Origin of the sequence: Leucobacter chromiireducens (assembly GCF_051993095.1) — a bacterium.
GTDB classification, from domain to species: domain Bacteria; phylum Actinomycetota; class Actinomycetes; order Actinomycetales; family Microbacteriaceae; genus Leucobacter; species Leucobacter chromiireducens.
This window is the reverse complement of record NZ_CP197024.1, coordinates 621,773-647,642: the sequence shown is the minus strand read 5'-3', so window position 1 is coordinate 647,642 and position 25,870 is coordinate 621,773. Positions and strand designations below refer to the sequence as shown.

At 67.4% G+C, this 25,870-nt stretch carries 21 protein-coding genes; 7 read left to right on the top strand and 14 right to left on the bottom strand.

What is annotated here, in order from left to right; all coding sequences use genetic code 11:
- Positions 1–1,506, bottom strand: coding sequence for a sodium:solute symporter family transporter (locus ACR81A_RS02850; protein ID WP_202382192.1), 1,506 nt, complete (start codon positions 1,504–1,506; stop codon positions 1–3).
- A 204-nt stretch (positions 1,507–1,710) separates the two neighbouring features.
- On the opposite strand from ACR81A_RS02850, the gene ACR81A_RS02845 reads away from it, so the two are divergent.
- Complete coding sequence (locus tag ACR81A_RS02845; protein ID WP_440312515.1) at positions 1,711–3,414, top strand: PucR family transcriptional regulator; 1,704 nt, start codon at positions 1,711–1,713, stop codon at positions 3,412–3,414.
- A 5-nt stretch (positions 3,415–3,419) separates the two neighbouring features.
- On the opposite strand, the gene ACR81A_RS02840 is transcribed toward ACR81A_RS02845, so the two are convergent.
- The gene (locus ACR81A_RS02840; RefSeq protein ID WP_440312514.1) at positions 3,420–4,049 is read right to left on the bottom strand and encodes a cyclase family protein; all 630 of its coding nucleotides are present in this window, start codon (positions 4,047–4,049) and stop codon (positions 3,420–3,422) included.
- A gap of 48 nt (positions 4,050–4,097) precedes the next feature.
- Between ACR81A_RS02840 and ACR81A_RS02835 the strand changes: the two genes are divergently transcribed.
- Positions 4,098–5,078: a hypothetical protein gene (locus ACR81A_RS02835; RefSeq protein ID WP_440312513.1), complete on the top strand. Its 981-nt coding sequence runs from the start codon at positions 4,098–4,100 to the stop codon at positions 5,076–5,078.
- Between the two features lie 81 nt (positions 5,079–5,159).
- Here the strand turns inward: ACR81A_RS02835 and speB are convergent, their stop codons facing one another.
- A complete protein-coding gene (gene speB, locus ACR81A_RS02830) occupies positions 5,160–6,107 on the bottom strand; it encodes an agmatinase (RefSeq protein ID WP_202382195.1) in 948 nt (315 codons plus the stop codon).
- Positions 6,108–6,243: 136 nt separating this feature from the next.
- On the opposite strand from speB, the gene ACR81A_RS02825 reads away from it, so the two are divergent.
- The gene (locus ACR81A_RS02825) at positions 6,244–6,825 is read left to right on the top strand and encodes a helix-turn-helix domain-containing protein (RefSeq protein WP_202382196.1); all 582 of its coding nucleotides are present in this window, start codon (positions 6,244–6,246) and stop codon (positions 6,823–6,825) included.
- 6 nt (positions 6,826–6,831) lie between these two features.
- Here the strand turns inward: ACR81A_RS02825 and ACR81A_RS02820 are convergent, their stop codons facing one another.
- From ACR81A_RS02820 to ACR81A_RS02810, 3 genes are read right to left on the bottom strand one after another with little or no spacing between them, the layout of a single operon-like run.
- Positions 6,832–7,947, bottom strand: coding sequence for an alcohol dehydrogenase catalytic domain-containing protein (locus tag ACR81A_RS02820; RefSeq protein ID WP_202382197.1), 1,116 nt, complete (start codon positions 7,945–7,947; stop codon positions 6,832–6,834).
- 3 nt (positions 7,948–7,950) lie between these two features.
- Complete coding sequence (locus ACR81A_RS02815; RefSeq protein WP_440312512.1) at positions 7,951–9,429, bottom strand: purine-cytosine permease family protein; 1,479 nt, start codon at positions 9,427–9,429, stop codon at positions 7,951–7,953.
- Positions 9,426–9,608, bottom strand: coding sequence for a hypothetical protein (locus ACR81A_RS02810; protein ID WP_202382199.1), 183 nt, complete (start codon positions 9,606–9,608; stop codon positions 9,426–9,428). The genes ACR81A_RS02815 and ACR81A_RS02810 overlap by 4 nt, the downstream gene beginning before the upstream one ends.
- Positions 9,609–9,823: 215 nt before the next feature.
- Here ACR81A_RS02810 and ACR81A_RS02805 point away from each other — a divergent pair, with 215 nt between their 5' ends.
- A complete protein-coding gene (locus tag ACR81A_RS02805; protein WP_440312511.1) occupies positions 9,824–10,768 on the top strand; it encodes an Lrp/AsnC family transcriptional regulator in 945 nt (314 codons plus the stop codon).
- Here ACR81A_RS02805 and ACR81A_RS02800 read toward each other — a convergent pair.
- The 3 genes from ACR81A_RS02800 to tyrS form a co-directional block, all read right to left on the bottom strand.
- The gene (locus ACR81A_RS02800) at positions 10,728–11,531 is read right to left on the bottom strand and encodes a nitrilase-related carbon-nitrogen hydrolase (RefSeq protein WP_440312510.1); all 804 of its coding nucleotides are present in this window, start codon (positions 11,529–11,531) and stop codon (positions 10,728–10,730) included. The genes ACR81A_RS02805 and ACR81A_RS02800 overlap by 41 nt on opposite strands.
- A gap of 109 nt (positions 11,532–11,640) precedes the next feature.
- Positions 11,641–12,834, bottom strand: coding sequence for a dipeptidase (locus ACR81A_RS02795; protein ID WP_440312509.1), 1,194 nt, complete (start codon positions 12,832–12,834; stop codon positions 11,641–11,643).
- A gap of 171 nt (positions 12,835–13,005) precedes the next feature.
- The gene (gene tyrS, locus ACR81A_RS02790) at positions 13,006–14,313 is read right to left on the bottom strand and encodes a tyrosine--tRNA ligase (RefSeq protein WP_440313123.1); all 1,308 of its coding nucleotides are present in this window, start codon (positions 14,311–14,313) and stop codon (positions 13,006–13,008) included.
- Between the two features lie 112 nt (positions 14,314–14,425).
- Here tyrS and ACR81A_RS02785 point away from each other — a divergent pair, with 112 nt between their 5' ends.
- Both ACR81A_RS02785 and ACR81A_RS02780 read left to right on the top strand, forming a co-directional pair.
- Positions 14,426–15,127 carry an ABC transporter ATP-binding protein gene (locus tag ACR81A_RS02785; protein ID WP_202382203.1) on the top strand — a complete coding sequence of 234 codons (702 nt, stop codon included), beginning with the start codon at positions 14,426–14,428 and terminating at the stop codon, positions 15,125–15,127.
- The gene (locus ACR81A_RS02780; RefSeq protein ID WP_202382204.1) at positions 15,124–16,470 is read left to right on the top strand and encodes an FtsX-like permease family protein; all 1,347 of its coding nucleotides are present in this window, start codon (positions 15,124–15,126) and stop codon (positions 16,468–16,470) included. The genes ACR81A_RS02785 and ACR81A_RS02780 overlap by 4 nt, the downstream gene beginning before the upstream one ends.
- Before the next feature lie 78 nt (positions 16,471–16,548).
- On the opposite strand, the gene argH is transcribed toward ACR81A_RS02780, so the two are convergent.
- Both argH and argF read right to left on the bottom strand, forming a co-directional pair.
- Positions 16,549–17,994 (bottom strand): argininosuccinate lyase, encoded by a 1,446-nt coding sequence (argH, locus tag ACR81A_RS02775; RefSeq protein WP_202382205.1) that lies wholly within the window; start codon positions 17,992–17,994, stop codon positions 16,549–16,551.
- Between the two features lie 8 nt (positions 17,995–18,002).
- Positions 18,003–18,941 carry an ornithine carbamoyltransferase gene (gene argF, locus ACR81A_RS02770; RefSeq protein WP_202382206.1) on the bottom strand — a complete coding sequence of 313 codons (939 nt, stop codon included), beginning with the start codon at positions 18,939–18,941 and terminating at the stop codon, positions 18,003–18,005.
- A gap of 55 nt (positions 18,942–18,996) precedes the next feature.
- On the opposite strand from argF, the gene ACR81A_RS02765 reads away from it, so the two are divergent.
- Positions 18,997–19,761, top strand: a complete 765-nt coding sequence (locus ACR81A_RS02765) for an HAD-IIB family hydrolase (protein WP_440312508.1) — start codon at positions 18,997–18,999, stop codon at positions 19,759–19,761.
- A 215-nt stretch (positions 19,762–19,976) separates the two neighbouring features.
- Here ACR81A_RS02765 and mqo read toward each other — a convergent pair whose 3' ends face one another.
- From mqo to ACR81A_RS02750, 3 genes are read right to left on the bottom strand one after another with little or no spacing between them, the layout of a single operon-like run.
- Positions 19,977–21,494: a malate dehydrogenase (quinone) gene (gene mqo / locus ACR81A_RS02760; protein ID WP_440312507.1), complete on the bottom strand. Its 1,518-nt coding sequence runs from the start codon at positions 21,492–21,494 to the stop codon at positions 19,977–19,979.
- Positions 21,495–21,525: 31 nt separating this feature from the next.
- A complete protein-coding gene (gene radA / locus ACR81A_RS02755; RefSeq protein WP_202382209.1) occupies positions 21,526–22,848 on the bottom strand; it encodes a DNA repair protein RadA in 1,323 nt (440 codons plus the stop codon).
- A gap of 45 nt (positions 22,849–22,893) precedes the next feature.
- A complete protein-coding gene (locus tag ACR81A_RS02750; RefSeq protein ID WP_440312506.1) occupies positions 22,894–25,854 on the bottom strand; it encodes a cytochrome P450 in 2,961 nt (986 codons plus the stop codon).
- Positions 25,855–25,870: the final 16 nt, after the last annotated feature.

Here is a 25,870-nt window from a genome sequence, read left to right as displayed (position 1 = left end):
CTAGCGCTGCACCTCGTCGTACACGACGTCGTTGACGGCGGTGCGGTCGTCGAGGCTGAGGCGGTGCGTCCACTCATCGATGATGGGTGCGGGCGTCGGCTTCGTGAGGAGGCTCACCACCACGTAGGTGACGAGGCTCGCGAGGAGGCTGAAGTAGATCGGCTCGTTCGCGAGGATGCCCCAGATCGACATCGACACGATCACTACCGCGGCGCCGACGAGCATGCTCGCAAGGGCTCCGGCGCGGGTGCCGCGCTTCCAGAACAGACCGCCGACGATCGCGACGAGCAGGCCGCCCACCAGGATGTCGTAGGCAATCGTGAGCGCGGCGACCACGTCAGTGACCAGTGTCGAAATGAACATGGTGATGCCGGCGAGCACAAAGATCGTCACGCGGTAGCCGGTGAGGCTCTCGCCGCCCACGTGGCCGTCATGCACCTCGACCTGCTGCGACTTCATTCCGAAGAGGCGGCGGATCGCGGGGAACAGGTCGGTCGTGAAGACCGTCGCGGAGGCGATAAGCGCGCCGCTCGCGGTGGACATCATTGCGGAGAGTGCCGCGGCGAGCACGATGCCGCGCACACCCGGCGGCAGCATCTCCTGCGCCATGAACGCGAATGCGTCGTTGCGGTTGTCCATCTCGGGGAAGAGGACGCGCGCGGCCATACCGATGAGCGCACCAGCGAATGCGTAGAGGAGGCAGTACACACCGGAGGTGATGCCGCCCCACTTTGCGACGCGCGGGGTGCGTGCGGTGACCACGCGCTGCCAGATGTCCTGACCGATGAGCAGACCGAGCGTGTAAACGATGATGTACGTCACGATCGTCATGCCGCCGATCGACCACGGCGAGAAGAAGGAGTCGCCGAGGCGCTCGCGGATGCCGTCCCAGCCGCCGGCTTCCTCGGAGGCGGAGATGAGCGCGATGGGGAGCAGCAGCAGGAACATGCCGATCGTCTTGATGACGAACTGCACGACGTCGGTCATGGTGATCGACCACATGCCGCCCATAATCGAGTACACGGCGACGATGCTGCCGCCGATGATGACGCCCCACAGGTTCGAGATGCCGAAGAGCACGTGGAAGATCGTGGCGTAGGCGAGCGTCGAGGTAACCGTGAGCATCAGCGTGTAGAGGAACATCACGATGCCCGAGATGAGGCCGTTCGAGCCGCCGTAGCGGAGGTCGAGCATCTCGGTGACGGTGGTGACTTTGAGCTTCACGATGCGCTTCGCCAGGAAGGCGCTGAGTAGCAGGATCCCCAGCCCGATCGCGGTAACCAGCCAGGCGCCGGAGATGCCATACTCCCAGCCGAGTCCGATGCCGCCGACGGTGGATGCACCGCCGAGCACGATGGCAGACATCGCGCCGGAGTACATGAAGCCGCCGAGGCGACGGCCGGCGACGAGGTAGTCGCTCTTCGACTTCGAGCGGCGCATGCCCCAGTAGCCGACACCGAGGATGCCGATGAGATACGCCGCGATGACGATGTAGTCCAGGACCACAGTGTCCTCCTAGTGGGGTGGATGGGATCTGCGCCGACGCCCACGTTCATCGACGCTGAGTGTGTGTTACCTCACGGAAAGGTACTCGCCTTCAGCGAGCATGTATTGCGAAGAATGTCCCACTTCGTTCCCTGAATGGGATAATTCATCCTGGAGATTGGGATCACGCCCGATGTCACCCGCCCCAACCGCAAGGAGCACCCCATGCAGCCGGTCACTCAGGCCCGGGATCGCGCGACCGTGCCGCTCGCGACGCTGCTCGACGAGCCCGCGTTCGGGGCGGCGCTCCTCTCCCCCGCACCCGCCGACCTCGCGACGGATCCCGAACTCGAGGCGCGCGTTCGCAGCACACCGGTGGCCTCGTCGATCGTCATCGAGCTCGACGACCCCGGCGCGTACATGTTGCCCGGCGACCTCCTGCTCGTGACGGGGCTCGCGATCACGGGGGATCCGGAACGGGACGCCGCGTACGCCGCGCGCCTGCACGCGGCGGGGGTGTCCGCGCTCGTTTTCGGCCTCGAGCCCGTGCACGCAGAGGTGCCGCAGGGGCTCGTTGCCGCGTGCCAGGCCCTCGAGTTTCCGCTCGTTGCCCTGCCGCCGCACGTCTATTTTGCGGCGGTGACAAGCGTGCTGAACCGTGCGCTCGAGACTGAGCGCACGCGCGCCCTCGAGTCGATGAACACGCTCGCACGTCGGCTGACCGAGGCCTCACTGCAGCACCGCCCCGCGCAGCGACTCGTGGAGGAACTCGCCCAGCAGGGCACGGGGTGGGCCGTGCTGCAGATCGAGGACGAGGTATATCGGAGCGGCGAACTGCCGGTCGGCCTCCCTCTTGAAGCGACAATCGCCGAGTTGCGCGAGCGGCTTGCCGCCCAACCCCGCGCGCGCGGCTCACAGCCGACGGTGTTCACCACGGTCACAGCTGGCGGGTGGGGGCCCGCGGCGGGCTCCGGTGCGCGCATGCGAGCGGGCGCCGACTCGGGCACTGAGTACGAGGTGGCCGCACACGAGGCCGGGCCCCGGCGGGCGCGATCCCGGGGGTCTGGCGCCGGCGCCATCCTGCTGCTGGGGCGCGCGCCCAGGCTCACTCGCACCGATCTCACGGCGCTGCAGCTCGCAGCAAACCTCGTTGGCCTCGTGCTGCAATTGCCCGCTGCGCAGTCGATGGCGGTAGATCAACTCCTCATGCATCTCATGACCGATTCGCCCGGCATCACGATCCCGGGAGCGGAGCGGGATCGCTTCGCGCGGCTGCTCACCAACTCGTTCGGCGGCAATGCGCGGCGAGCGCACGCGGTGATCGCCGTGCGGGATCCGGGTCGCGCGCTCGCCCACGATCCCGTGCCCGGCGATGGCACGGTTGCCTCCGACGCAGCCTGGCTGCGGCGGCTCCTCCACACGCCGTTCGTCGAGCACCGGGCGCGACGCCTGCGCGCGTTCGTCGGGGCGCCTCCCTCCCCCGGCGAACTGGATCGCGCGCGCGAGCTCGGCTGGCTGCTCGCGGTGAGCGCCGCGCACGACTTTGGTGATCTGCCTGCCGCGATGCGGGAAGCGGAGGAGCACGCGCGGGCCGCACTGCACCTGCGTCAGCACATCGACGGCGCTGCCGCCCCCGCGGCCGGCGTCTGGCCGCTCGGCGCGGCGGCCGATCCGGCGGTTGCGCGCGCCGCCGCCGCACAGTGGCTGGCGCCCATCCTGGGGCCGGAGCACGAGGAGCCGCGCCGCGTACTCGTCGCATGGCTGCACCATCACGGAGCGTGGGATCGCACGGCGCGCGAGCTCGAGCTGCACCGCAACACTGTGCGGCGGCTCGTCGCGGAAGCGCAGGCGCTTCTCGGGCGCGACCTGGAGGATCCGCTCGAGCGGGCGCGGGTGCTGCTCGCGCTCACGGCCCTCGACGCGGGCTGAGCTCGCTAGGGAAAGCGGGCGACCGCGCGCACCGGGGAGCCGTCGATGCCGAGCAGCCGGAGCGGCAGCACCGAGAGCTCGACAACATCGGGCACGTGGGCCAAGCCCGCGAGATTCTCAATGATCGCGCCGCCTCGCCCCAGCCACAGCTCGTGCACCGGCATACCGGCATCGCCGCCGGTGGGGTCCGGGCTCAGCGTGTCGACGCCGAGCACGCGAGCACCCCGATCCCACAGCGCTGCGGCCAGATCGCGCGACAGAGCAGGGTGCGCGAGCGCGGTCTCGGTGCCGAAGTGCTCGTCCCACCCGGTAGCGATGCAGACGATACGGGGCAGAGCGCTGGGCAGGTCTAGATCCGCCGGGCCGACCAAGCGCTCCGGGCCGGGCGCCGCGACGCGCAGCACGCGAGCTTCGCCCCAGAGCCACTCGAGCGGGATCGCGTCGACCGGCCCGCCGTCGGCGCGCACGTGTGCGGGCGCATCGATGTGTGTGCCCGCGTGCGAACCGAGATCGAGTCGGGAAACAGCCACGCCGTCCGCGTCGACCGTGAGCGCGGGCGCAATCGTCACTTCGGGATCGCCCGGGTACACGGGCATGCCCGCGGCGATCGGCTGGCTGAGGTCGACGGTGTGCACACCGTCACGCTACCGCCCGTTCGGTGGCGCGCACCAGCAGCAGAGAGCATGAGCCAACTCCGTCGTTCCGCTGGACTGATCTGGGTCGATGACAGCCACCCGCTCCACGATTCCGGCGTGACCGCCTGGCGGCCAGCACGCGATGAGCTCACTCTGCTCGCCAGCGATCCCGCCCTCGCGCACTTCGCCGCCCACCGCTTGTACGGGGTAGCCGAGGATGGTGGCGTGCTCGCGCTCGGCACGGATACCGTGTTCCGCGGCGCGAACCGCACGGACCTCACCATTGGGCGCCGTGACGGCACGGTCCTGCTGCACACCCGCGACTTCTTGGTCTACGGCGTGGTGTTCGCGCACGATGCACGGGTGATCCTGCTCGAGTCGTTCAAGAACAAACCGCGCCGGTTCGTGTTCAACGACGCGACCGACCACTACGAGGATGCGGGCGTGCTCGCGCGCGACTTCCGACAGCACGCGGGCGGGCTTGATCCGCGCAGCGAGCGATTCGTGGCCGCGGCGCAGAGCCGCACGGCCGGCCGGGTCGTGGTCACCGATCTCGCAACAGGCGAGGTCGCGGAGCGCAAACTGAAGCTCGGACTGGTGCACTCGGTGACCTTCGTGGCGGGCGGAGACGGACTGATCGTACGCTCGGGCGACGCTGTGGTGACCCGCTACTCCCGCGATTGGGAAGTGGAGTGGCACGTCGACGGCGCGAGCTGGCACGGCGCACCCCCGCGTGATCAGCCCGAGCTCGGCACCTTGAAGCTCGGGGCCGACGTATTCGAGACGGGTGACGGTTCCCTCCTCTGCGTTGCGGCGGCCAGCACCATGGCCAGCGCGTGGGGAACCGAGTACCTGCTTGACCCGGCGAGTGGCGAAGTGTTGCACCACATCGACGCCTCGCAGGGGCGCGGGCGGGTGGTGGGCCCCGTCGCCGAGCGCGAGCTGCTGCTCTTCACCGGGCACACGCTCAGCCTCCCCGACGGTACCGTCAGCGGGCTCCCCGCCGCGCCGTTCCGCGACGCGCACTAAATGCGACGAGGGCCCTGGCCCCGACATCCGTCGGGGCCAGGGCCCTCGTCGCAGCAAGACCGCTGCTGCCGGTCGCGGTGACTAGTCGCGTGCCGCCATCGCGCTGACGAGCTCGTACACCACGTGGCTCGCGGCGATCGCGGTGATCTGTGCGTGGTCGTAGGCCGGAGCAACCTCGACGACGTCTGCGCCCACGATGTGCAGGTCGGCGAGACCACGGATCAGGCGGAGCATCTCGCGGCTCGTGAGACCGCCGGCCTCGGGCGTGCCGGTGCCGGGGGCGTGCGAGGGATCCAGCACGTCGATGTCGATCGAAATGTAGAGCGGCTTATCGCCCACGCGCTTGCGGATCTTCTCGAGCGCAGCGGGGATGCCGTGCTCCTCGATGAACTCGCTCGTGACGATCTGGAAGCCGAGCATCGCGTCGTCCTCAAGATCCTGCTTGCCGTAGAGCGGGCCACGGGTACCACCGTGCATCGACGCGGTCATGTCGATGAGGCCCTCTTCCGACGCGCGGCGGAACGGGGTGCCGTGCGTGGTCGGGGCACCAAAGTAGGTGTCCCACGTATCGAGGTGCGCGTCGAAGTGCAGCACGGCGACCGGGCCGTGCTTCTTGTTGATGGCGCGCAGCAGCGGGAGCGCGATCGTGTGGTCGCCACCAACGGTGACAATCTTGTCGACCTTCTCGCCGAGATCGGTGGCGGCGGCCTCGACCTGCGCGACGGCCTCATCGAGGTTGAACGGGTTCGCCACGATGTCGCCGGCGTCAACAACCTGCTTGACAGAGAAGGGCGACACATCCTGCGCCGGGTTGTACGGACGCAGCAGACGCGAAGCCTCACGCACGTGCGCGGGGCCGAAGCGCGCGCCCGGACGGAAGCTCACGCCCGTGTCGAAGGGCACTCCCACGACGGCGATGTCTGCCGAGGGCACATCTTCGATGCGCGGCAGCTTGGCAAATGTGGCAATTCCGGCGTAGCGCGGGGTCAGGCTGGCGTCGACCGGCCCCTGCGGGGTGTGATCAGTCACTGATGCACGTCCTTTCAGATTCGCTCCCGCAAAGTTTCGCGAGAGTAAACAAGTGAGTTCTAGCGGTGAACTTGCCTTCACTATAGGCTGGATCCCGCGGTCCGGTCAATGCGGGCCACAGGAAAGAGGCGAGAGCGTGCGAGCGATTCACCTGAGCGCCGGCGACGACCCGGTGCAGATCGGCGCGAAGCTCCGTTCCTCGCGGGTTGCGCAGGGCCTCACGCTCGAGCAGCTCGCGCAGGCCTCCGGCCTCACGAAGGGCTTCATCAGCCGCGTCGAGCGCGACGACACCATGCCCAGCGTGCCCACGCTCGTGCAGATCTGCCACGCGCTCTCCCTGCCCGTGGGCGCGCTGTTCGAGGAGCCCGACGTGCAGCACCTCGCGCTCGAGGACGCGCCGCGCATCAACATGGGCGGGATCGGCGCTGACGAGCGCCTCGTCACCCCGCGCGCCGAGGAGCGAGTGCAGTTGCTCCGCTCCAGCGTCGAGCCACACGGCACCGGTGGCGACGAGCTCTACACCGTGAGCTGCGCGGTCGAATCCCTGCACATCATCTCGGGTTCGGTTGAGGTGCGCTTCTCCGACCGTGTCGCCGAGCTCTCACCCGGCGACACGCTCACCTTCCCCGGCCTCACCCCGCACACCTGGAGCGCGGGCGCAGCGGGCGCCGAGATGGTCTGGGTGCTCGTGCCCGCCGCATGGAGTGGTTCGAGCTAGCCGCGATCAGGCTTCGAACGTGATCACCGTGCGCGTGCGTTCGCCCCGCCGCATCGCGTCGAATGCCTCGTTGACGTCATCGAGCGTGCCACGCGCACTGATGAGTTCGTCGAGGGCGAGCTCGCCCGCAAGGTACGCGGCTGCGACGCGCGGAAAATCACGTGCGGGAACGAGCCCGCCGTAGTTTGAGCCAATGAGGGTCTTCCCGTCGTAGGCCAGTTGCAGCCCATCGATGCGAAGTTCTTGCCCCTCCGGCGGGAGGCCGACGAAGACGGCGCGACCGCCCGGACGGATGAGCCCCGGGAGCTGCTCCATGGTGGCAACGCGACCGATGGCCTCAAACGCAACATCAGCCCCACCATCGGTGAGCGCAACGACGGTCTCCGCCAGCTCAGCGCCTCCGAGCACACCGTGGCTGGCACCCGCGGCCTTGGCCTCGGCGAGCTTCTCCTCCGTGACATCGACCGCGATGATCGGGGAGGCACCTGCGAGGCGCAGCGCGGCGATGATCGACATTCCGACACCGCCTGCACCGATCACCACCGCCGACTCCCCCGCGACGACGCGCGCGTTGTTCACCACGGCCCCGTAGCCCGTGCCCACGGAGCACCCGATGAGGCTGGCCACGTCGAAGGGCACCCGCTCGTCCACTTTGATGGCGGCGAAATCCGGCACGACAATGCGCTCGCTCAACGCCCCCACCGCGAGGTAGGGCCACGCCTCCGCACCGTCAGCCGCGTGCCAGCGGGTCGTCCCGTCCGGCAGCTGCGAATCATTCGATCGCACACGCATGCACGCCCACGGCTTTCCGCCCGTGCACTCCGCACAGCGCTGGCACGCCTGGTGCCAGGCAATGATCACGTGATCCCCGACTGCGAGTTCGCGCACGCCGGTACCAATTGCCTCGACCACACCGGCGGCTTCGTGCCCCATGACAGCGGGCAGCGGCACCTGCCACTCCCCGTCAATCACGTGTCGATCGGAGCCGCACACCCCCGCAGCGCGCACGCGCACGCGCACCTCGCCATGGGCGGGCGGGTCCAACAGCAGTGATTCGACGGCCAGGCGGTCCCCGTTGTCACCACGATAGACGGCTGCGCGCACCTCAATCGGATTGGTCATGTTTTACTTCCTTCCAGCTGCCGCGAACAGGTCCGCGCCGCCGTACGCGCCGCGGCCGCGACGCACGTAGAGCAGGGTGTTGAGAATCAGATAGCTGACCATCGCGATGCCCACCGCGGGCAACGTCGCGGTGGCAAACCGGAAGACGTCTTGCGTTTCGAGCGTGATGGGGTTGTACACCCAGAGGTAGAACGCTGACGCGATCGCAACGGACAGAAGCGCTGCGATGTTCACGCCCCCGGTGAAGCGGAGCGGATCATCGGCACCGCTCGCGTACAGCGCGCGGAGCGGAACGACCTGGCGCCGCAGGATGAAGTAGTCGGCGATAATCACACCGCACAGCGCGGCGATGAAGGCGCCACTCACCACCACAAAGGTCATGAACTGCTCGTACATGAAGCCCGGGAAGAAGCTCAGCACCGCGGGCAGTACGAGGAACGCACCGGCGAGCACCGGCCACCTGAGACGCGAGAGCGCGCGACCACTCGATTGCTTGAGCGCAAGCACCGTGGAGTAGGCGATCGAAGCCATACTCGTGACGTTTGCAAAGCCGACAAAGAGGAGGGTAAGCACTCCGAGGATCGGGCCGCCGAGCGGCACCATCCACGCGGTGGGGTCGGCCTGCCCGAAGAGGAGGCCGGCGGCCATGCCGACAATCTGTGCCACCACGGTGCCCACCAGGATGCCACCGTACGCGGGCCACAGCGCAGCGCGCGGGCCGCGGGTGAGCCGGGCGAGGGTCCCCATAACGGGCCACCACGACAGCCCTGCGCCCAGGTTGAACTCGACCGCCATCATGAAGTTCAACTGCTCATCAGCGAACGGAGCGATCGGTTCGGCTGCGAGGAGTTCGCCCCAGCTGTAGTTCGACATGAGCAGGATCATCATGAGTGCGACGATGACGAGCAAGCCGGGGGCCACGAAGCGGTTCAGCTTACTAATGGTGACGGGCCCGCGGGAAAGAATGATCCAGCCGACGAAGATCGCAACCAGAGCGAACACCGTGACCAGTGGCCCAAACTGATCGAACTCTGTTCCGAACGCCTGGTTGGAGATCTCGCTGAAGGCGCGCCCAAACATCACGCCGAGGAGCGAGGTCCACCCCATCTCGGTGAGAAGCACCACGACGAACACCACGATGCCCACGCCAACGATGCCGAAGACAGACTTGAGCGCCCGGTACTGCTCGACGCCGAGCCGTTGGCTGAGCATCACACTGCCGAGGGCCATGATTGCCAGGCCAATACTGTTGCCGATGAGCATCGCGGCGATCCCGTCGGTGAAACCAACGAGCAGCACGGTCGATCCGCCTGTCAAGAAGGCCCACGTTGCGATCGCGAGGCTGAGCGTCACCCAGCTGAAATCGCCGCCGCTCCAGGTGCGTTCGGCTTTCAAGAGCGGGAGCGAACCGTAGGTCGCTTCCTTCGCCACCTCGGCTTCCACGGCGCCGCCGCGCGCCTGGCCATTCACCGGGGCGCTCACAGCGCAACCCCGATGAGGGCGAGCACCACAATGCCCGCAGCGACGGCGAGAAACAACGCAAGGCTCTTCCCGCTCAGCGCCGCGTGCACCGAGTCTGAGGATTCCTCAGTTTCGATGGCGACGAGTCGCCGTTCCAGTTCTTGTTCAAGCTCACGGTCGAGCTGCGATGCTGACGACATGTGGGTCTGACCTCCTTGTAAGTCCCCTGATCACGGCCATGTAACGGGTCATCAGCCTAAGCAGCACTGCACAGAGAAGCAAACGCCTGAAGAGGCTAGACACGTGTATTCTGCGTGAACGTCACCTGAGAAGCCGAAAGTAGATCGATTACGATGGAACTGAGACACTCAGATGCAAATTTGCACACCATATTCTGAGTGGTTTTGGAGTACACGTGGATCTCACGACCGCACATGAAGAGCTGCGCGCCAAAGTGCTGCGCGAACTGCGCGACGACGGCAGGGCGAGCTATGCCCGCATTGCCGCACTGCATGGCACAACGCGCCGAGCCGTCACGCACATCGTGCAGCAGGCGATCGAACGTGGCCTACTTCGCATCACAGTGTCGCTCAGCCCCGACCTCCTGGGCCATGAACGCTTCGGATATCTCCAGATCGCCGTCGATGGTCCCATCGCTCCCATCCGGGAAGCGCTCGTCGCCATGCCGGAAACCACGTTTGTGGCGGAGATCAGCGGCGGCTACGCCATTGACGCCGAGATTCGAGTGGGTGCCGACCCGCACCTCCGCGACACGGTCGATCGGGTCCGGGCGCTCCCCCATGTGCGCGAGATCCGGTTGCACCACTACGAAAGCATTGAGATCAACTTGTACTCCCCGATCCGCACCGGCGGTGTCGGGATCAAGATCGACGAGACCGACCGCGCGATCATTCAGCACTTGCAGCGTGACGGGCGAGCCACGTTCAGGGAACTCGGCGAGACGGCAGCGATCTCACCGAGCGGTGCACGGCTGCGCCTCACCCGCCTGACCGAACGGGGCGCGGTCAAAGTTGTCGGCATCCCCGTGCGTGGTGAGCGCGCGGAGGCCCCCACCCTCGGCGTCGGGATCCAGTCGAGCGCGCCCGTCGCGCAGGCGCTCGCCAGGGTGCGCGAGCTCGACCCCGAGTTCCTCGCGGTGTCGGTTGGTGGCTACGACCTGATCGCCACACTCTCCGGGGAGAGCAACGACGAGGTTTTGGCGCTCGTCGATCGGCTCCGCTCATACCCCGAGATTGCCCGCATCGAGTCGTGGGCGAACCTCCGGATCGTCAAGGAGCAGTACGGCGAGGGGGATACCCTCAGCGCCAGTCCGCGTACAGCGTGGGGCGACGGTCGCTGAGGTAGTTTGCCTCGCCCGCCGCGACCGGCCGGACGTCCGGCAGATCCGCGAACAGCAGCTCCGCTTCGCGTCCCGCCGACGCAAGCACACGCCCTTCGCGGCCGGCCACCGTGCTGAGCCCGGTGAAGCCCGCGGCGGGATCGTCGCCCTGGTCTGCGCGCGCCGGGTGATCCGCGTACGCGACCACGAGCGCATTCTCAGCGGCGCGTGCACGGATGAGCACCTCGGGTACATACTGCGAGAGGCCGTCGATCGCGGTCGGCACGAGCAGCAGGTCGACGCCTCGCGCCGCGAGATCCCGCGTGGGCTCCGGGAACTCGATGTCGTAGCAAATCTGGAAGCCGACGCGTCGCCCATTCCACTCGGCGACTCCCGGGCGCTCCGCCGCAGGGGTGAAGGCGAGCGGCTCAAGATCCGCCCACAGGTGCAGCTTCTCGTAGCGCAGCACCTCGGCGCCCGCCGCGTCCCACAGGCCGGCCGCGATCGCAAACGTGCCATCGGGACGCGCGTGCGGAAAGCTCGCCGCCACCGCGATCCCGCTCTCGCGTGCGATCTCCGACAGCGCATCGGGGATGCCGGCCACCCGCTCGACGCTCAGCCACTCGGCCAGCTCACGCGGCGCGTAGCCGCTCACAAACAGCTCGGGGGTGAGAATCAGCTCGGCGCCCTTCGCGCGAGCGGCGTCAGCACCCGAGCGGAGTGTCTCCAGGTTGGCCGCGGTGTCGAGCGGCACGGCCTCAGCCTGCAGTAGTGCGATCCTCATCGGGGGCTCCTTCGTCCGTGTGAGCACGCGCGCGTGCGAGCCGCACCCATCCGGCGGCCAGCCCCGAGCCTAGCGGGAGTTCCCGATCACGTGATCAGATTGGGATCGCTCACACCGCAGGCAGCGTCTCCCCGAGCACGCGCAGCGTGTTGCCGCCCATGATCGCCCCGATCTCCTCGGGCGTGCGCCCGCGGTCGAGCAGTTCCTGCGTGATAATCGCGATGTCGCTCGTGTCCCACGCCACCTCGGTGGAGCCGTCGTAGTCGCTGCCGAGGGCCGCAGTCTCGATCCCGCCCACCGTGATCACGTGCTCGATCGCATCGACGACCGCTTGTGGCGTTAATTCGCACACCGCCGCATCCCAGTACCCGATGCCCACGACTCCGCCGGTCGCTGCGATCCCGCGGATCTCCTCGTCGGTCAGGTTCCGGTTCACATCGCACGTCGCTTGCACGCCGCCGTGGCTCGACACGACGGGCTTCGTCGCGAGCTCCAGGATCTCCCCGACCGTCTGGTGGCTGGCGTGCGCGAGATCCACCGCGATCCCGAGCTCCTCCATGCGCGCGATCGTCTCGCGCCCGAGCGGGGTGAGCCCGCCCTGCTCGACGCCATGCATCGAGCCCGCGAGATCGTTGTCGAAAAAGTGTGTGAGGCCGGCCATGCGCAAGCCGTCATCGAACAGCACATCGAGGTTGCCGAGATCGCCCTCGAGGTTCTGCAGTCCCTCCGCGGAGAACATCGCACCCACCACGGGGTCACCGTCCGCTCGATCGGCGAGCAGCTGCGCGAGGTCGGCCTGGGTTTCGATCGTGCGCAGCGCTCCCCCGGAGGCCTCGGCGTCGGCCCGCAGCTTCGCGGCGTGGAAGCGGGAGCGCTCGAGCAGCGAGAACCAGGTCTTGGGTGGCTGCAGCTGCGCGAAGGTGAGTAGCGTGATGTTGTCGGTTTCGTCGGTGTTCGAATCGTAGTTCTGCCCCTTCGGCGATTTCGATACCGAGGAAAACACTTGCAATGCCACGTTCCCGTCCTGCAGCCGCGGCAGGTCGACGTGTCCGCGGTCGGCCCGATCGTTCAGGGAGCGATCCCACATCAGCGTGTCCGAGTGCATGTCCGCGATCGCAAGCTCCGAGTGCAGGGCGCGCGCCTCCGCCGACACCTCCGGGATCGGATCGCCCGTCACCTCGTTCATGCTGCGCTCCACGATTCCGGGGGCGAACAGGAAGAAGCCGATCGCGGCGAGAACGAGCAGTGCGGAGAGGCCGATGATGCTGCGGCGCAGCCAGCGACGTCCATGTCGTGTGGTCATGAGCCGAAGCTACCAGCCCGCGGGCGCGGGAAAGGACCGCGGATCGGGATCCTGGTGAGTCACCACAATCTTTGGCGCTACCGGGGAGTCTGCGCGCCGGGGAAACGACGAAGCGCCCGTCCGCCAAGGTGACGAACGGGCGCTTCGTACGGCCGTGGAGCGGGGTCTGCGTTACGCGACCGTCACACCCGCGAGGGTCTTCTTGCCGCGACGGAGCACCGCGAAGCGATCGTGCAGCAGGTCGCTCGCTGAAAGCGCCGCATCCTCCGCCTCGACGGCAACGTTGTTGACGTAGACGCCGCCCTGCGCGATCGCACGCCGCGCCTCGCCCAGGCTCTTCACGAGCTCGGCGTCGACCATCAGCTGCGCGATCGTCGTGCCGGCTGCGCCGGTGGCCTGCGGCAGCGCCTCGATCGCGCCAGCGAGCGTCACCGCGTCGAGCACCGTGAGGTCGCCACGGCCGAACAGCGCCTCGGACGCGTCGATGGCGCCCTGCGTTGCCTCACTGCCGTGCACGAGCGTGGTCACCTCAAGTGCGAGTCGCTTCTGCGCGGCGCGCTTGAACGGCTCCTCCGCGACCTGACGAGCGTAGTCCTCGATCTCCGCACGCGACAAGAACGTGAACACCTTGAGGCGATCCACCACATCGGCGTCCGCCTGGTTCAGCCAGAACTGGTAGAAGGTGTACGGCGAGCACATCTCGGGGTTCAGCCAGATCGCGTTGCCCTCGCTCTTGCCGAACTTCGTTCCATCGGAGTTCGTGATGAGCGGCGTGCCGATGGCGTGCGCGGTGCCGCCCTCGGCCTTACGAATCAGTTCTGTACCGCTCGTCAGGTTGCCCCACTGATCGCTGCCGCCGGACTGCAGCTTGCAGTTGTACTGCCGGTAGAGCTCGAGGAAGTCGAGTCCCTGCAGAATCTGGTAGCTGAACTCGGTGTAGCTGATGCCCTCATCCGAGTTCAGGCGCTTCGCAACGATGTCTTTCTTGATCATCGTGCCGACGCGGAAGTGCTTGCCGATCTCGCGCAGGAAGTCGATCGCCGAAAGCGGCGCCGTCCAGTCGAGGTTGTTCACGAAGCGCGCGGCGTTCTCACCGTCGAAGCTCAGGTAGCGCGAGATCTGCTCGCGAAGCGAGTTCACCCACGCGGCCACGGTCTCCGGCGAGTTCAGCGTGCGCTCCGAGGTGGGGCGCGGGTCGCCGATGAGGCCGGTGGAACCGCCCACGAGCCCGAGGGGCAGGTGGCCCTTCAGCTGCAGGCGGCGCATGAGCAGCAGCTGCACGAGGTGGCCGAGGTGGAGGCTCGCCGCCGTGGGGTCGAAGCCGCAGTAATACGCGAACGGCTCGCCCTCGATCAGTTCAGACAGCGCCGCAGCGTCCGTCGAAACGTGGATCAGCCCACGCCACTCCAGCTCGTCCCACAGGGTGGCGAAGCTGTCGTCGTTGCGCTGGGTTGCCAGGATCTCGGTGCGATCATTCATTTCAGACACGCCCACCATCGTACCGCGGTCTGGTGCGGACACGAGACCTGAGTGCCGCGGCCTGGCACCGCGGGCCGATCCCGCGCACGCAGCAGCGCAGAAGACTGGGATCATGTCCGAAATTCTGCTTCGCGCCTCAGCCCTCAGCCAGCACTACGGCCCCACCCGGGCGCTCGATGGGGTGTCGCTCGACCTCTACGCCGGCACCTCCACCGCCATCATGGGTGCATCGGGCTCCGGGAAGACGACGCTGCTCCACGCTCTCGCCGGCATCACAGTTCCGCAGTCCGGCGTGGTGCAGTACGGCGGAGCCACCATCTCGCAGCTCTCCGATGCCGAGCGCAGCCGCCTGCGCCGCGAGCAGTTCGGTTTCGTGTTTCAACAGGGTCTCCTGATCCCGGAACTCACCGCGGTCGAGAACGTGGCGCTCGCGCTCATGCTCACCGGCGTCGCCAAGCGCGACGCGCTCCAGCCTGCAGCGCAATGGCTCGCCGCCCTCGGGCTCGCGGGCCTTGAAGAGCGTCGGATCGGCCAGCTCTCCGGCGGTCAGGCGCAGCGCGTCGCGATCGCCCGCTCGCAGATCACCGGAGCGCGCCTCACCTTTGCCGACGAGCCCACGGGCGCGCTTGACTCCACGACCTCGCGTGAGGTGATGGACGCGCTCTTGCACTCCACGGTGGGACAGGGGCGCACCCTGGTCGTCGTGACGCACGATCCGCAGGTCGCAGCCCGGTGCGCCCGCGTCATCACCATGAGCGATGGCCGCGCGATCTCCGACGCGTGGGCGCAGCCTTCCGCTGGAGGCGCACAGTGATCGCCCGCGTGCTGCCGCTCCTCTCTCGCCCGAGTCGGCAGGGCTCCTCCGCGCTCGTGCTGCCCGCCGTCGCCTTCGCGAGCGTCACCGCACTCCTCGCGATCGTGCTGGGCGGCGCGCAAACGTTCTGGGGCTACACCGACGAGCTCGCGCCGCTGTACTGGATGTGCGCCGTGACCGCACTCGTGCTGCTCGTCGTGCCGCTCATCTCGCTCGGCCACGCCGCCGCCAGGCTCTCCGCCCGGCGTCGCGACGACCGGCTCGCCGTGCTCCGCCTCCTCGGCATGCCCGGCCGCAGCACGGCGCTCCTCGCCGTCGTCGAGGCATCGGCCGTGGCATTCGTCGGTGCCGTCGCCGGGGTGCTCGTCTCCTACCTCGCATCGCCCCTCGTTGGGCTCATCTCGTTCCGCGGCGCACCGCTGGGAGCGGCAGGCGTCGCGCTGCCCCCGCTTCACGCCGTGCTCGTGGTGCTCGGCATCACCACCGTCGCGGCGCTCAGCGCGGTGGTCAGCCTCCGCCGCGTGGTGATCTCCCCACTCGGAGTTGCACTGAAGCAGCACGCGCCGAAGCTGCCCTGGGTGCAGGCGCTCTTCGCAGTGGCGGGCATTGTGCTCGCCTCCGCAATCATCAGCGCGGTGAATGGGCTCGGCGCGGCGGGCGGCTTCACCGCGATCATCGCCGGCCTCGGCATCGCCTTCGGGGTCGCGCTGCTCGCCCTCGATCTCATCGGTTCCTGGCTGATCGGCGTCTTCGGGCGCGGCAAAGCGAAGCGTGCGCAGACCCCCGCTGACCTCCTCGCGGCCCGGCAGATTCTCGAGTCGCCGCGCGGCGCCTGGCGCCAGGTCTCAGGCGTCGCGATGGCCAGCTTCGTCGCGGTGTTTGCGGGTTCGGGCGTCGCGCTGCTCTCCGCGGTCGAAGAGCCGGGCTCAGGCGCAGACGCGTTCCCGGTCGCCGACATCCGCACGGGCATCATCATCACCGTAATCGGCTCGTTCATCATGGTGGCGTGCTCCGTCGGGGTGACGCAGGCCGCGCAGATCCTCGACCGGCGCGACGTCTCGCGCTCGCTCGCCATCATGGGCACTCCGCTCGAAGTGCAGGATGCGGCACGGCGGAAGGCGACGCTCCTGCCGCTGCTCCTCGCGTCGGTTGGCTCGGCGATCCTTGCCGGCACGCTGATGTTCCCGCTGCTGGGCATGGCCATCGTGGTGGCCCCGATCTCGCTCGCGGTCATCCTCAGCTCCGTGGCTGCAGGAATCCTGCTGGTGCTCGCGGCGCTGCTCGCAACCCGTCCGCTGCTGCGTGCGGCAGCGGCCCCGGCGAGCTCAGCGATCCCGAGCTGATATTCCTGGCGCAGACGGCTGTGGCCCCCGACACTTCTCGTGTCGGGGGCCACAGCCGTCAGTGCGGGGCACCGCGAGTTAGGCGCTGCGGAACTCCGCGATGCGAGTCTGCAGCTTGGCGAGCTGCTCGTCGACGCGTACGCGGGCCGTGCCGCCCGCACCCACGCGCGAGTTCACGGAGCCCTCGATCGTCAGCACCTCGCGCACCGCGGGAGTGAGGTGCTCAGATACGCTCGCGAGCGCGGCGTCGTCCGGCTCGTGCAGCTCGAGGCCGCGCTCCTCGCAATAGCGCACGAGCTCGCCCGAGATCTCGTGGGCGTCACGGAAGATCACGCCCTGCTTCACGAGCCACTCGGCAACATCGGTGGCCAGCGAGAAGCCCTGCGGGGCGAGCTCAGCCATGCGCTCCGTGTTCAGCGTCATCGTGGCGATCATGCCGGCGAAGGCGGGCAGCAGCACCTCGAGCTGAGCGATCGAATCGAACACCGGCTCCTTGTCCTCCTGCAGATCGCGGTTGTACGCGAGCGGCATGGCCTTGAGCGTGGCGAGGAGGCCCGTCAGGTTGCCGATCAGGCGGCCCGACTTGCCGCGCGCCAGCTCGGCGATGTCCGGGTTCTTCTTCTGCGGCATGATGCTCGAACCGGTGGAGTAGCCGTCGTGCAGGCGCACGAAGCCGAACTCCTTCGTGTTCCAGAGAATGATCTCTTCGCTCAGTCGGGAGAGGTCGATCCCAATCTGCGCACAGATAAACGCGAACTCGGCGACAACGTCGCGAGCTGCGGTGCCATCAATCGAGTTCTCGAGCGGATCACCGAGGCCGAGCTCCGCCGCAACCAGACGGGGATCAAGGCCGAGCGATGAGCCGGCGAGGGCGCCACCACCATAGGGCGAGGCGCTCGCGCGCACCGACCAGTCGCGCAGGCGCTCGAGGTCGCGCACGATGGGCCACGCGTGAGCCGCGAGCTGGTGGGCGAGGAGCACGGGCTGCGCGTGCTGTAGGTGCGTGCGGCCGGGCAGGATCGCGTCCGGGTGCTTCGCCGCCTGCTCGGCGATCGCGTCGAGCAGGTCGAGCAGCATGCCACGGATCACTGCGGTGTGATCGAGTAGGTACAGGCGCACGAGCGTGGCGATCTGGTCGTTGCGGCTACGGCCCGCGCGAAGCTTGCCGCCCAGCTGCACGCCAACAATGTCAATCAGCAGGCGCTCAAGTGCCGAGTGCACGTCCTCGTCGTCTTCGCCGGGTACGGCGCGGCCGTCAGCCACGCGCGCAGCGAGTTCGTCGAGACCGGCCCGCATGTCGACGAGCTCCTGCTCCGTGAGGTAGCCGGCTGCGGCGAGCGCCGTGGCGTGCGCCTTCGAACCGCGGATGTCATACTCCGCAAGCACCCAATCGAACTGGGTGGACTTCGAGAGGGCAGCCAGCGAGGGCGACGGGCCGCTCGCGAATCGGCCGCCCCAGAGCGCCCCGGCCTCGGCGGCGCGGTTGCCGGCGTCTCCTGCTGCGGTGGTGTTCTCGGTGCTCATGTCGTCCTTTACTTCGTCTCGTCTTCGGTGCGGGCCAGCAGCCAGGCCATGAGGGCCTTCTGCGCATGTACGCGGTTCTCGGCTTCGTCCCACACCACGCTCTGCGGGCCGTCGATCACCTCGGGGGCGACCTCGAATTCGCGGTATGCGGGGAGGCAGTGGAGGAAGATCGCGTCGTTCTTCGCGTGCGCCATCAGCTCGGGCGTCACCCGGTAGGCGCCGAAGGTCTGCACACGCTCGGCCTTCTCGGCCTCCTGCCCCATCGATACCCAGGTGTCGGTGATGATGGCGTCGGCGCCCGCGACTGCCGCAGCGGGGTCGGTCATCACCGTGACGCTGCCACCGGTCTGTGCGGCGATGCGCTCCGCGTCAGCCACGATGTCGGCGCGCGGGTGGAAGCCCTCGGGGCCTGCGACGCGGATGTGCATTCCCGCGGTCGCGAAGCCGAGCAGGTACGAGTGCCCCATGTTGTTTGCGGCGTCACCAACATAGGTGGCCGTCAGCCCGGCGAGCTCGCCCTTCTGCTCGCGGATGGTCTGCAGGTCCGCAAGGATCTGGCACGGGTGGAAGTCGTCGGAGAGTGAGTTGATCACGGGCACGGTCGCGTGCTCCGCCATCTCCGAGATGCCAGCGTGGTCAAAAGTGCGCCACACGATCAGCGACACCATGCGCGACAGTACTCGGGCGGTGTCGGCAATCGACTCCTTCGCACCGAGCTGCGCCTCCCCCGGGTTCACGATGATGGGTGAACCGCCCAGCTCGGAGATGCCCGCGGCGAAGCTGAATCGGGTGCGCGTCGACGTCTTGTCGAAGAACACCGCGGCCGAGCGGGGGCCCGCGAGGGGTCGCTCCGCGAACGGCTCGCGCTTGAGACGCGCGGCGAGGTCGAGGACCTCGCGCTGCTCGGCCGGGCTCAGATCGTCATCTCGGAGAAAGTGTCGGGTCACCCACTCAGCTTACCCGGGCCCCGACGCGCCCGATTCCCTGTGGGACAATCAGAGGATGTCTGCCCTGCCTCGCCTGGTCGCGTTCGACCTCGATGACACGCTCGCCCCCTCCAAGTCGCCCGTCGAGGAACGCATGCTCGACGTCTTTGCACGACTCCTCTCCCGGACCACGGTTGCAGTGATCTCAGGGGGCAACTTCGAGCAATTCGAGGCACAGCTGCTCGCGCGGCTGGACGAGTACGCGGGAGCTGACGAGGAAGCGCTCAGCCGACTCCACCTCCTCCCCACCTGTGGCACTCGCTACGAACGCCGCGAGGCCGGCGCCTGGCACACGGTGTACCGCGAGCATCTCACCCCGGAGGAGCGCGACGGGGCGCTCACCGCCCTCCGGGAGGAAGCCCAGCGCCTGGGGCTCTGGGAAGCTGAGCCCTGGGGCGAGATTCTCGAGGACCGCGGATCTCAGGTCACCTTCTCCGCGCTCGGACAGCAGGCACCCGTCGCGGCAAAGCACGCGTGGGATCCCGATGGAACAAAGAAGAACACCCTCCGCGCTGCGGTTGCAACCCGCCTGCCAGATCTTGAAGTGCGCAGTGGCGGCTCCACCTCGGTAGACATCACGCGGCGCGGTATCGACAAGGCGTACGGGATGCGGAAGCTGGAGGAGCACACCGGGATCCCGCTCGACGACATGCTCTTCGTTGGCGACCGACTGGATCCGGATGGAAACGACTACCCGGTGCTCGCGCTCGGTGTGCGGTGCCAGGCAGTGACCGGGTGGGAAGACACTGCAGCATTCCTGGAGCGGCTGCTCGCCGAGTAGCCCTCCCCACCGCCCGCCACTCCTCTTCCCCAGGGATCGGGGTCACTTGGGCACGGTGTCGCCGCACTGTTCTCCGCGACACCGTGCCCAAGTGACCCCGATCCGGGGGGGTGAGGGCAGCAGGTATGTTTCGGCGCTCAAACGAACGATCCCGCCCTCGCACGGAGCGAGAACGGGATCGTTTCAGAGCACGCGAGGCCCGCGCGGCGTGAGACCTAGGCGGTCTCCTCCGCCGCAGCGACCTCGTCGGCCGCGGGGATCAAGCCAAGCACTCGGCCGGTCTCGGCGAGCGAAGCCGCAGCCGCAGCCGCGTCCTGGTTCAGGCCGCCCGTCGCGAGCACCGGAATCTGCTCGGTGAACGTCTTCTCCCACGAGTTTGCGTACTGCTCGGGGAAGCACTTTCGCAGCACACCAAGCATCGCGTGCACAGCGGTCGATGCGCCGGGCGATGCGCCGAGCAGGCCCGCGATGGAGCCCTCAGCGCCCGTGATGACCTCGGTGCCGAACTGAAGAATGCCACCCTTCTCGGGGTCCTTCTTCATGACCTGCACGCGCTGGCCGGCGGTGATCATTTCCCAGTCCTCGGTACGCGCTGCAGGCATGTACTCGCGGAGCGTGTTCATCTGCTTCTCGCGGCTGGCGAGGAGCTCACCGAGGAGGTACTTCTCAAGCGACCACTGGGTCAGGCCGACCTTGATCATGGGGCCCAGGTTGTGGAGACGGATCGAGCCAGGCAGATCCCACCACGAGCCCTTCTTCAGGAAGTTGGGGCTGAAGCCTGCGTACGGCCCGAAGAGAATGCTCTCTTCACCGTCGACAATGCGGGTGTCCAGGTGCGGCACCGACATGGGCGGTGCGCCCACAGCGGCCTTTCCGTACACCTTTGCGCGGTGGTGTGCGACGATCTCGGGGTTCGAGGTCTTGAGGAACTTGCCGCTGATCGGGAAGCCACCGAAACCACGGATCTCGGGAATCTTCGACGACTGGAGCAGCTGCAGCGCGCCGCCGCCCGCACCAACGAAAACGAACTTCGCGTTGACGACCGAGCGACCGTAGCCTGCACGGTTGCGCACGTGCACGTCCCATGTGCCGTCTGCGCGGCGCTTGACCTTCTTCACCTGCGTTCCCAGGTGCATGTTCGCACCCTCTGCAACGAGGTAGTCGAAGAGCTGGTGCGAGACCGCACCAAAATCAACGTCGGTGCCGCTCGTGGAGCGAGTGGCCGCGAAGACCTCGTCCTTGGCGCGGCGATCGACGAGCAGCGGAGCCCACTCAGCAATCTTCTCGGGATCCTCGCTGAACTCCATGTCGGAGAACAGGGGCTCCTGCTTCAGGATCTCGAAGCGGCGACGCAGGTAGTCCACATTCTCCGCGCCGCGCACGAAGGTCATGTGCGGGGTGGGGTTGATGAACGAGGAAGGGGTACCGAGGATGCCCTTGCCAACGAGGGTGGACCACCACTGACGAGACAGCTGGAACTGTTCGTTGATGTCGATCGCCTTCGCAGCGGAGAGGCTACCGTCGGCGCCCTCCGGCATGTAGTTCAGCTCGCAGAGGGCTGCGTGACCGGTGCCCGCGTTGTTCCACGCGTTGGTGCTCTCGGTCGCTACCTCGGACTGGGACTCGAAGATCTCGATCGACCAGTCGGGCTGCACCTGCTTGATCAGGGTGCCAAGGGTGGCGCTCATGATGCCACCGCCGATGAGGACGACGTCTACCGTGTTTTTACTCACGGTGGGCAAGTCTACTCCGCCTCGGGCCGAACTACAGACCGGCCCCCAATCTTGCTTGCTGCAGGGTCTCCTGGTCGGCATCGATGAGCCGCACATATCCGAGGCGTGTTGCCTCCTGCGCGCGCTGCGCCCCGGACGCAACGGGGCGCACTTCACCGGCGAGGCTGATCTCCCCGAATGCCGCAAGATCGTGGGGCAGCGGTCGGTCGGTCACCGCCGACAGCACAGCGAGCGCGATCGCCAGGTCTGCCGCGGGCTCCGTGAGCTTTACGCCCCCCACGGTCGAGACGTAGACATCTTGATCGTGCAGGCGAGCGCCCATTCGCCGCTCAAGTACGGCGAGAATCATTGCGACTCGCGAGGGATCCACCCCACTCGTCACCCGGCGCGGATTGGGCGTCGCACTCTTCGCGACGAGCGCCTGGATTTCGACCGGCAGCGCACGGCGTCCCTCCATCGCCACCGTTGCGCAGGTGCCGCTGACGGGCACCCCGGTCCTGCTGAGAAAAAGCCCACTGGGATCGGGGACTTCCTGAATACCGTCGCCCGTCATCTCGAAGCAGCCGACCTCATCGGTCGGCCCGAAGCGGTTCTTCAGTGTGCGGAGGAAACGCAGCGCCGTCTGCCGGTCCCCTTCAAAGTGGCACACCACATCCACGAGGTGCTCGAGGAGGCGCGGCCCGGCCACTGAGCCGTCCTTCGTGACGTGCCCGACGAGAATGACAGGAGTGCCGCGCCCCTTTGCGACGCGGATCAGCGCAGCGGCGACTTCGCGCACCTGCGCCGGGCCACCGGCTGCGCCCTCGATCTGATCGCTCGCCAGCGTTTGCACCGAGTCGATAATGACGAGGGCGGGGTTGACCGTCTCGATGTGCCCGAGCACGGTTGCGAGGTCAGTCTCGCTCGCCAGGTACAGCGTGTCGTGCATCGCTCCCGTGCGCTCGGCGCGCATGCGGATTTGGCCGGTCGACTCCTCGCCGCTCACGTAGAGGATGCGTGCTCCAGTCGCCGCGGTGCGCGCGGCGGTATCGAGCAGCAGCGTGGACTTGCCGACCCCTGGTTCCCCGGAGAACAGGATCGCCGCACCGGGCACGACACCTCCCCCGAGCACGCGATCGAGCTCGCCGATGCCGGTGGCCTGGTGTCGCACCGAGTCCCCGGTGAGCTCCGTGATCGGGCGTGCTTCCCTCCCGGCCGCGGGCTGCACGGCGCGCGTGGTGCGCGCGATCGTCGCTCCCTCGCGCGCACGCTCGACGACCGTGCCCCACTGCTGGCATTCACCGCAGCGGCCTACCCACTTGGAGGCCTGCCAGCCACACTCGGTGCAGGAGAACGCGCTACTTGTCTTCGCCATGGTTGCGACACTACCGGCGACCACCGACATCGCCGAAGCCGCCGCTTACCCTGCGGCCACCATGGCGGCTTCACGCAGCTCTGCAAGCACCCCGCGCACCCACTCGCTTGCTGCCTCTCCCGCGTTCTCAGAGCCGCCGGCGTCGTGCCGGCCGTACTCGCCCACCCGGCGGGCACCGTTTCGCGCAAGCGCCTCATCAATCAGCTCGCTGCCCCGCGAGTACGTACGGTCGTAGCTCCGATCCCCCATTCCAAACATCGCGTACCTCAACGGCGAGAGCCTGGCACTCCTCTGGACGAGCGCCTCGTGGAACCCACGTGCATCAGTCGGCACTTCACCGTCACCGTAGGTGGAACACACGATCACGTAAAAGGTTGCGGGGTCGAGATCTTCGGGCAGCAGGCTTCCCAGGCTTGTCGCCTCAGCGCCGGGAATGAGCGCCGCAAGATCTTCGGCGACCAGCTCTGCACCGCCGGATTCGGATCCGAACAAGACGGACACAGGCCCGTCGATGAGGATCTCCTCCGGTTCTTCCTCCGCCGACCGCAACTCCTCATCGAAATCAGCGTTCGCCGAAGCTTCGATCATCGCGTCCCGGGTTTCCAGCTTGCGGCGAGTCCGGGCGACAGACGCGCCCGCGCGCTCCCGCGCGTCGATGCGCTGCCAACCGTGGAATGACACCTCGGTGTCCTGCGCAGGTAGCCCCACCGCGCCAACCGTCACGTCCCCCGAGCTCACGTCCTCCGCAATCAACTGTGCGAGGTTGTGCGCATCGGCGCGCTGATCGGGAATCGTCCCTCGTGGCCCGCGGCGCAGCCAGCCGGCCGTGTACAGTCCGGGCTCCACGCGGCCACTCGGGTGTGCACCGGGCGCGACCGGCGAGTTCATATTCGGCGCAAAGCCGACGGCCGTCACGATGTCGTCGACCTGAAGCGCTTCCATCCGCCCGGCTGTACTCGTGCGGAACACCAGGCTTCCATCGTTGCTGCGATCAATCGAGGCTGGCGTGCGCCCGAACCACCATTCAATGCGCACCCGATCGACCGCGTCAGTTGTATTTGCGCCTGTTGCGATCAGTTCACGCACCGCGTCAACCCGGGCATCAACACCCGCGCTCGGAGTCGGGAGTTCGCCGTGCACACGGTGCGTCACTCCAGGCATGCCCGCAATTTCCCTGATGAGTACCGGATCGAACCGTGCCGCGTCGAGCTCACTCCGGCCGACGACGTGAATGACACGCACGCGCGACGCCAGGTGAGCAAGCCGCGCGTCAGCTGTGTCCGTGCCGGCATGATCGCTTGGGTCACAAGCGAGAAGTCGCACCACATCGATCGCCACATTGCCATTCCCGACTACGGCAACTTCTGCGCCGAGGGGATCGGGAGTTGCTTCATCTGGGTGAACGTTGAGATATCGGGTCATTGCGCCAGCTCCTCGCGCAAGCTCGGCCCCGGGGATCGGGAGCGGAGAGTCCTCCCGCATCCCCGTGGCAAGAATCACCGCATCGTAGTTCTCGCGCAGGGCGTCAAGCGCTACATCAGACCCGAGGGTGAGATTCCCACGAAACCTCACCCCATCCTCCGCGAAGAGTCGGTCGAACTGACGCGTGACCGCTTTGGTTCCGGGGTGGTCCGCGGCAACTCCGTACCGCACGAGTCCGTACGGGGTCGGAAGGCTTTCAAACACATCGACGGGAGCTGCGGGGAAACTCTTCCGCAGCGCCTGCACGGCGAAGCATCCGGCTGGCCCCGAGCCCACCACCGCGACCCGGGGCATCGGCTCGCTCTGCTGCTGATCCGGTGCCGTGCCCGTGGCATCAGCGTTCCAAGCAACTGCAAGTTTGTTCATTCCCCGGAACACCCACCCGCTGATCTCCGCGGCGTCCTCGCCAGCCAGCCGCAATTCTGGGAGCTCATCGAACAGCATGGGAAGTCCGACCTCCGCCACCGCTGCTCGCGCGGCCCAAGCACCGAGGCACACGTGTACGCCCTTTCCGAAGGCGAGGTGAGGTTTCACCTCGCGCAGCAGATCGAATTGCTCGGCCCGATCCCACACTCGCTCGTCCCGGTTCGCGGAGAGAATGCAGATGCCGAGCCGCGCCCCCGCGGGGAGCCGGACCCCCGCGAGCGATACCTCTTGCGTCGTCTGCCGGGAGTACATGCCGATGGGAGCGACCCACCTGATCGACTCTTCGAACGCCGCGTGCCAGAGCGCGGGATCCCGGCGTACGGCCGCCAGCTGTCCCGGGTCCCGCAGCAGCGCCCAGGCCGCGACGCCAAGCGCATCGCGCGGCTCGTTGAGTCCGCCACCAATCGTCATCTTGAGGTTCGCCCGGATTTTCTCGAGCGGCATCTCATACTCAGGAATTCGGAGCAGCTGTGAGATGAGCGATTCATCCGGGTGCTTCGCGTGCCACACGAGCATTTCGTCCAGCGCGACGTCCACTTCCGCGAATGATTCCTCGCCTTTTCGCCATACTTCCGGGTCGTCAGAGTAGTTGCCGGTCGCATCGATCATCGTCTGCGACCAGCGCTGCAGATCTGCTTGGTCAACGTTGTAGAGCCCCGCGAGCTGTCGCAGGTTTTCTGCTGCGTATGGCGCTGCGAAGTCCCACACGAGGTCAGCGCCGGGCCCGATCTCCCGGAACCGTTCGAGCTGAGCCGCCGCGTTGTCCCGAAACACTTGCGTCCATACGCGCTTCACCGCGCCCGGCCGGAGCGCGGGCTGCCATGCTTTCCGCTCGACGTAGTGCTCGGGATCGTCTCGCCGCAACATCGAGTGGCCCATCGCCCGGATCTGCAACGAGCCTTCCTCGTTGGCGGAGAACACCTCTTGGTCAAGCTCGGTCTCGTGCACAGCCTCGTAGCTCGTCACGAGATAGCGACCGACGCTGGGAACCCAGTGCACGCCCCCTTCCGCGCGAAGTCGGGCGTAAATGGGAAACGGATCCTCGTACAGCTCAGGGATGGTCACCCAATCGGCAACCGGAGCATCTGTGCCAGTCATGTCACTTCCTTGTGAG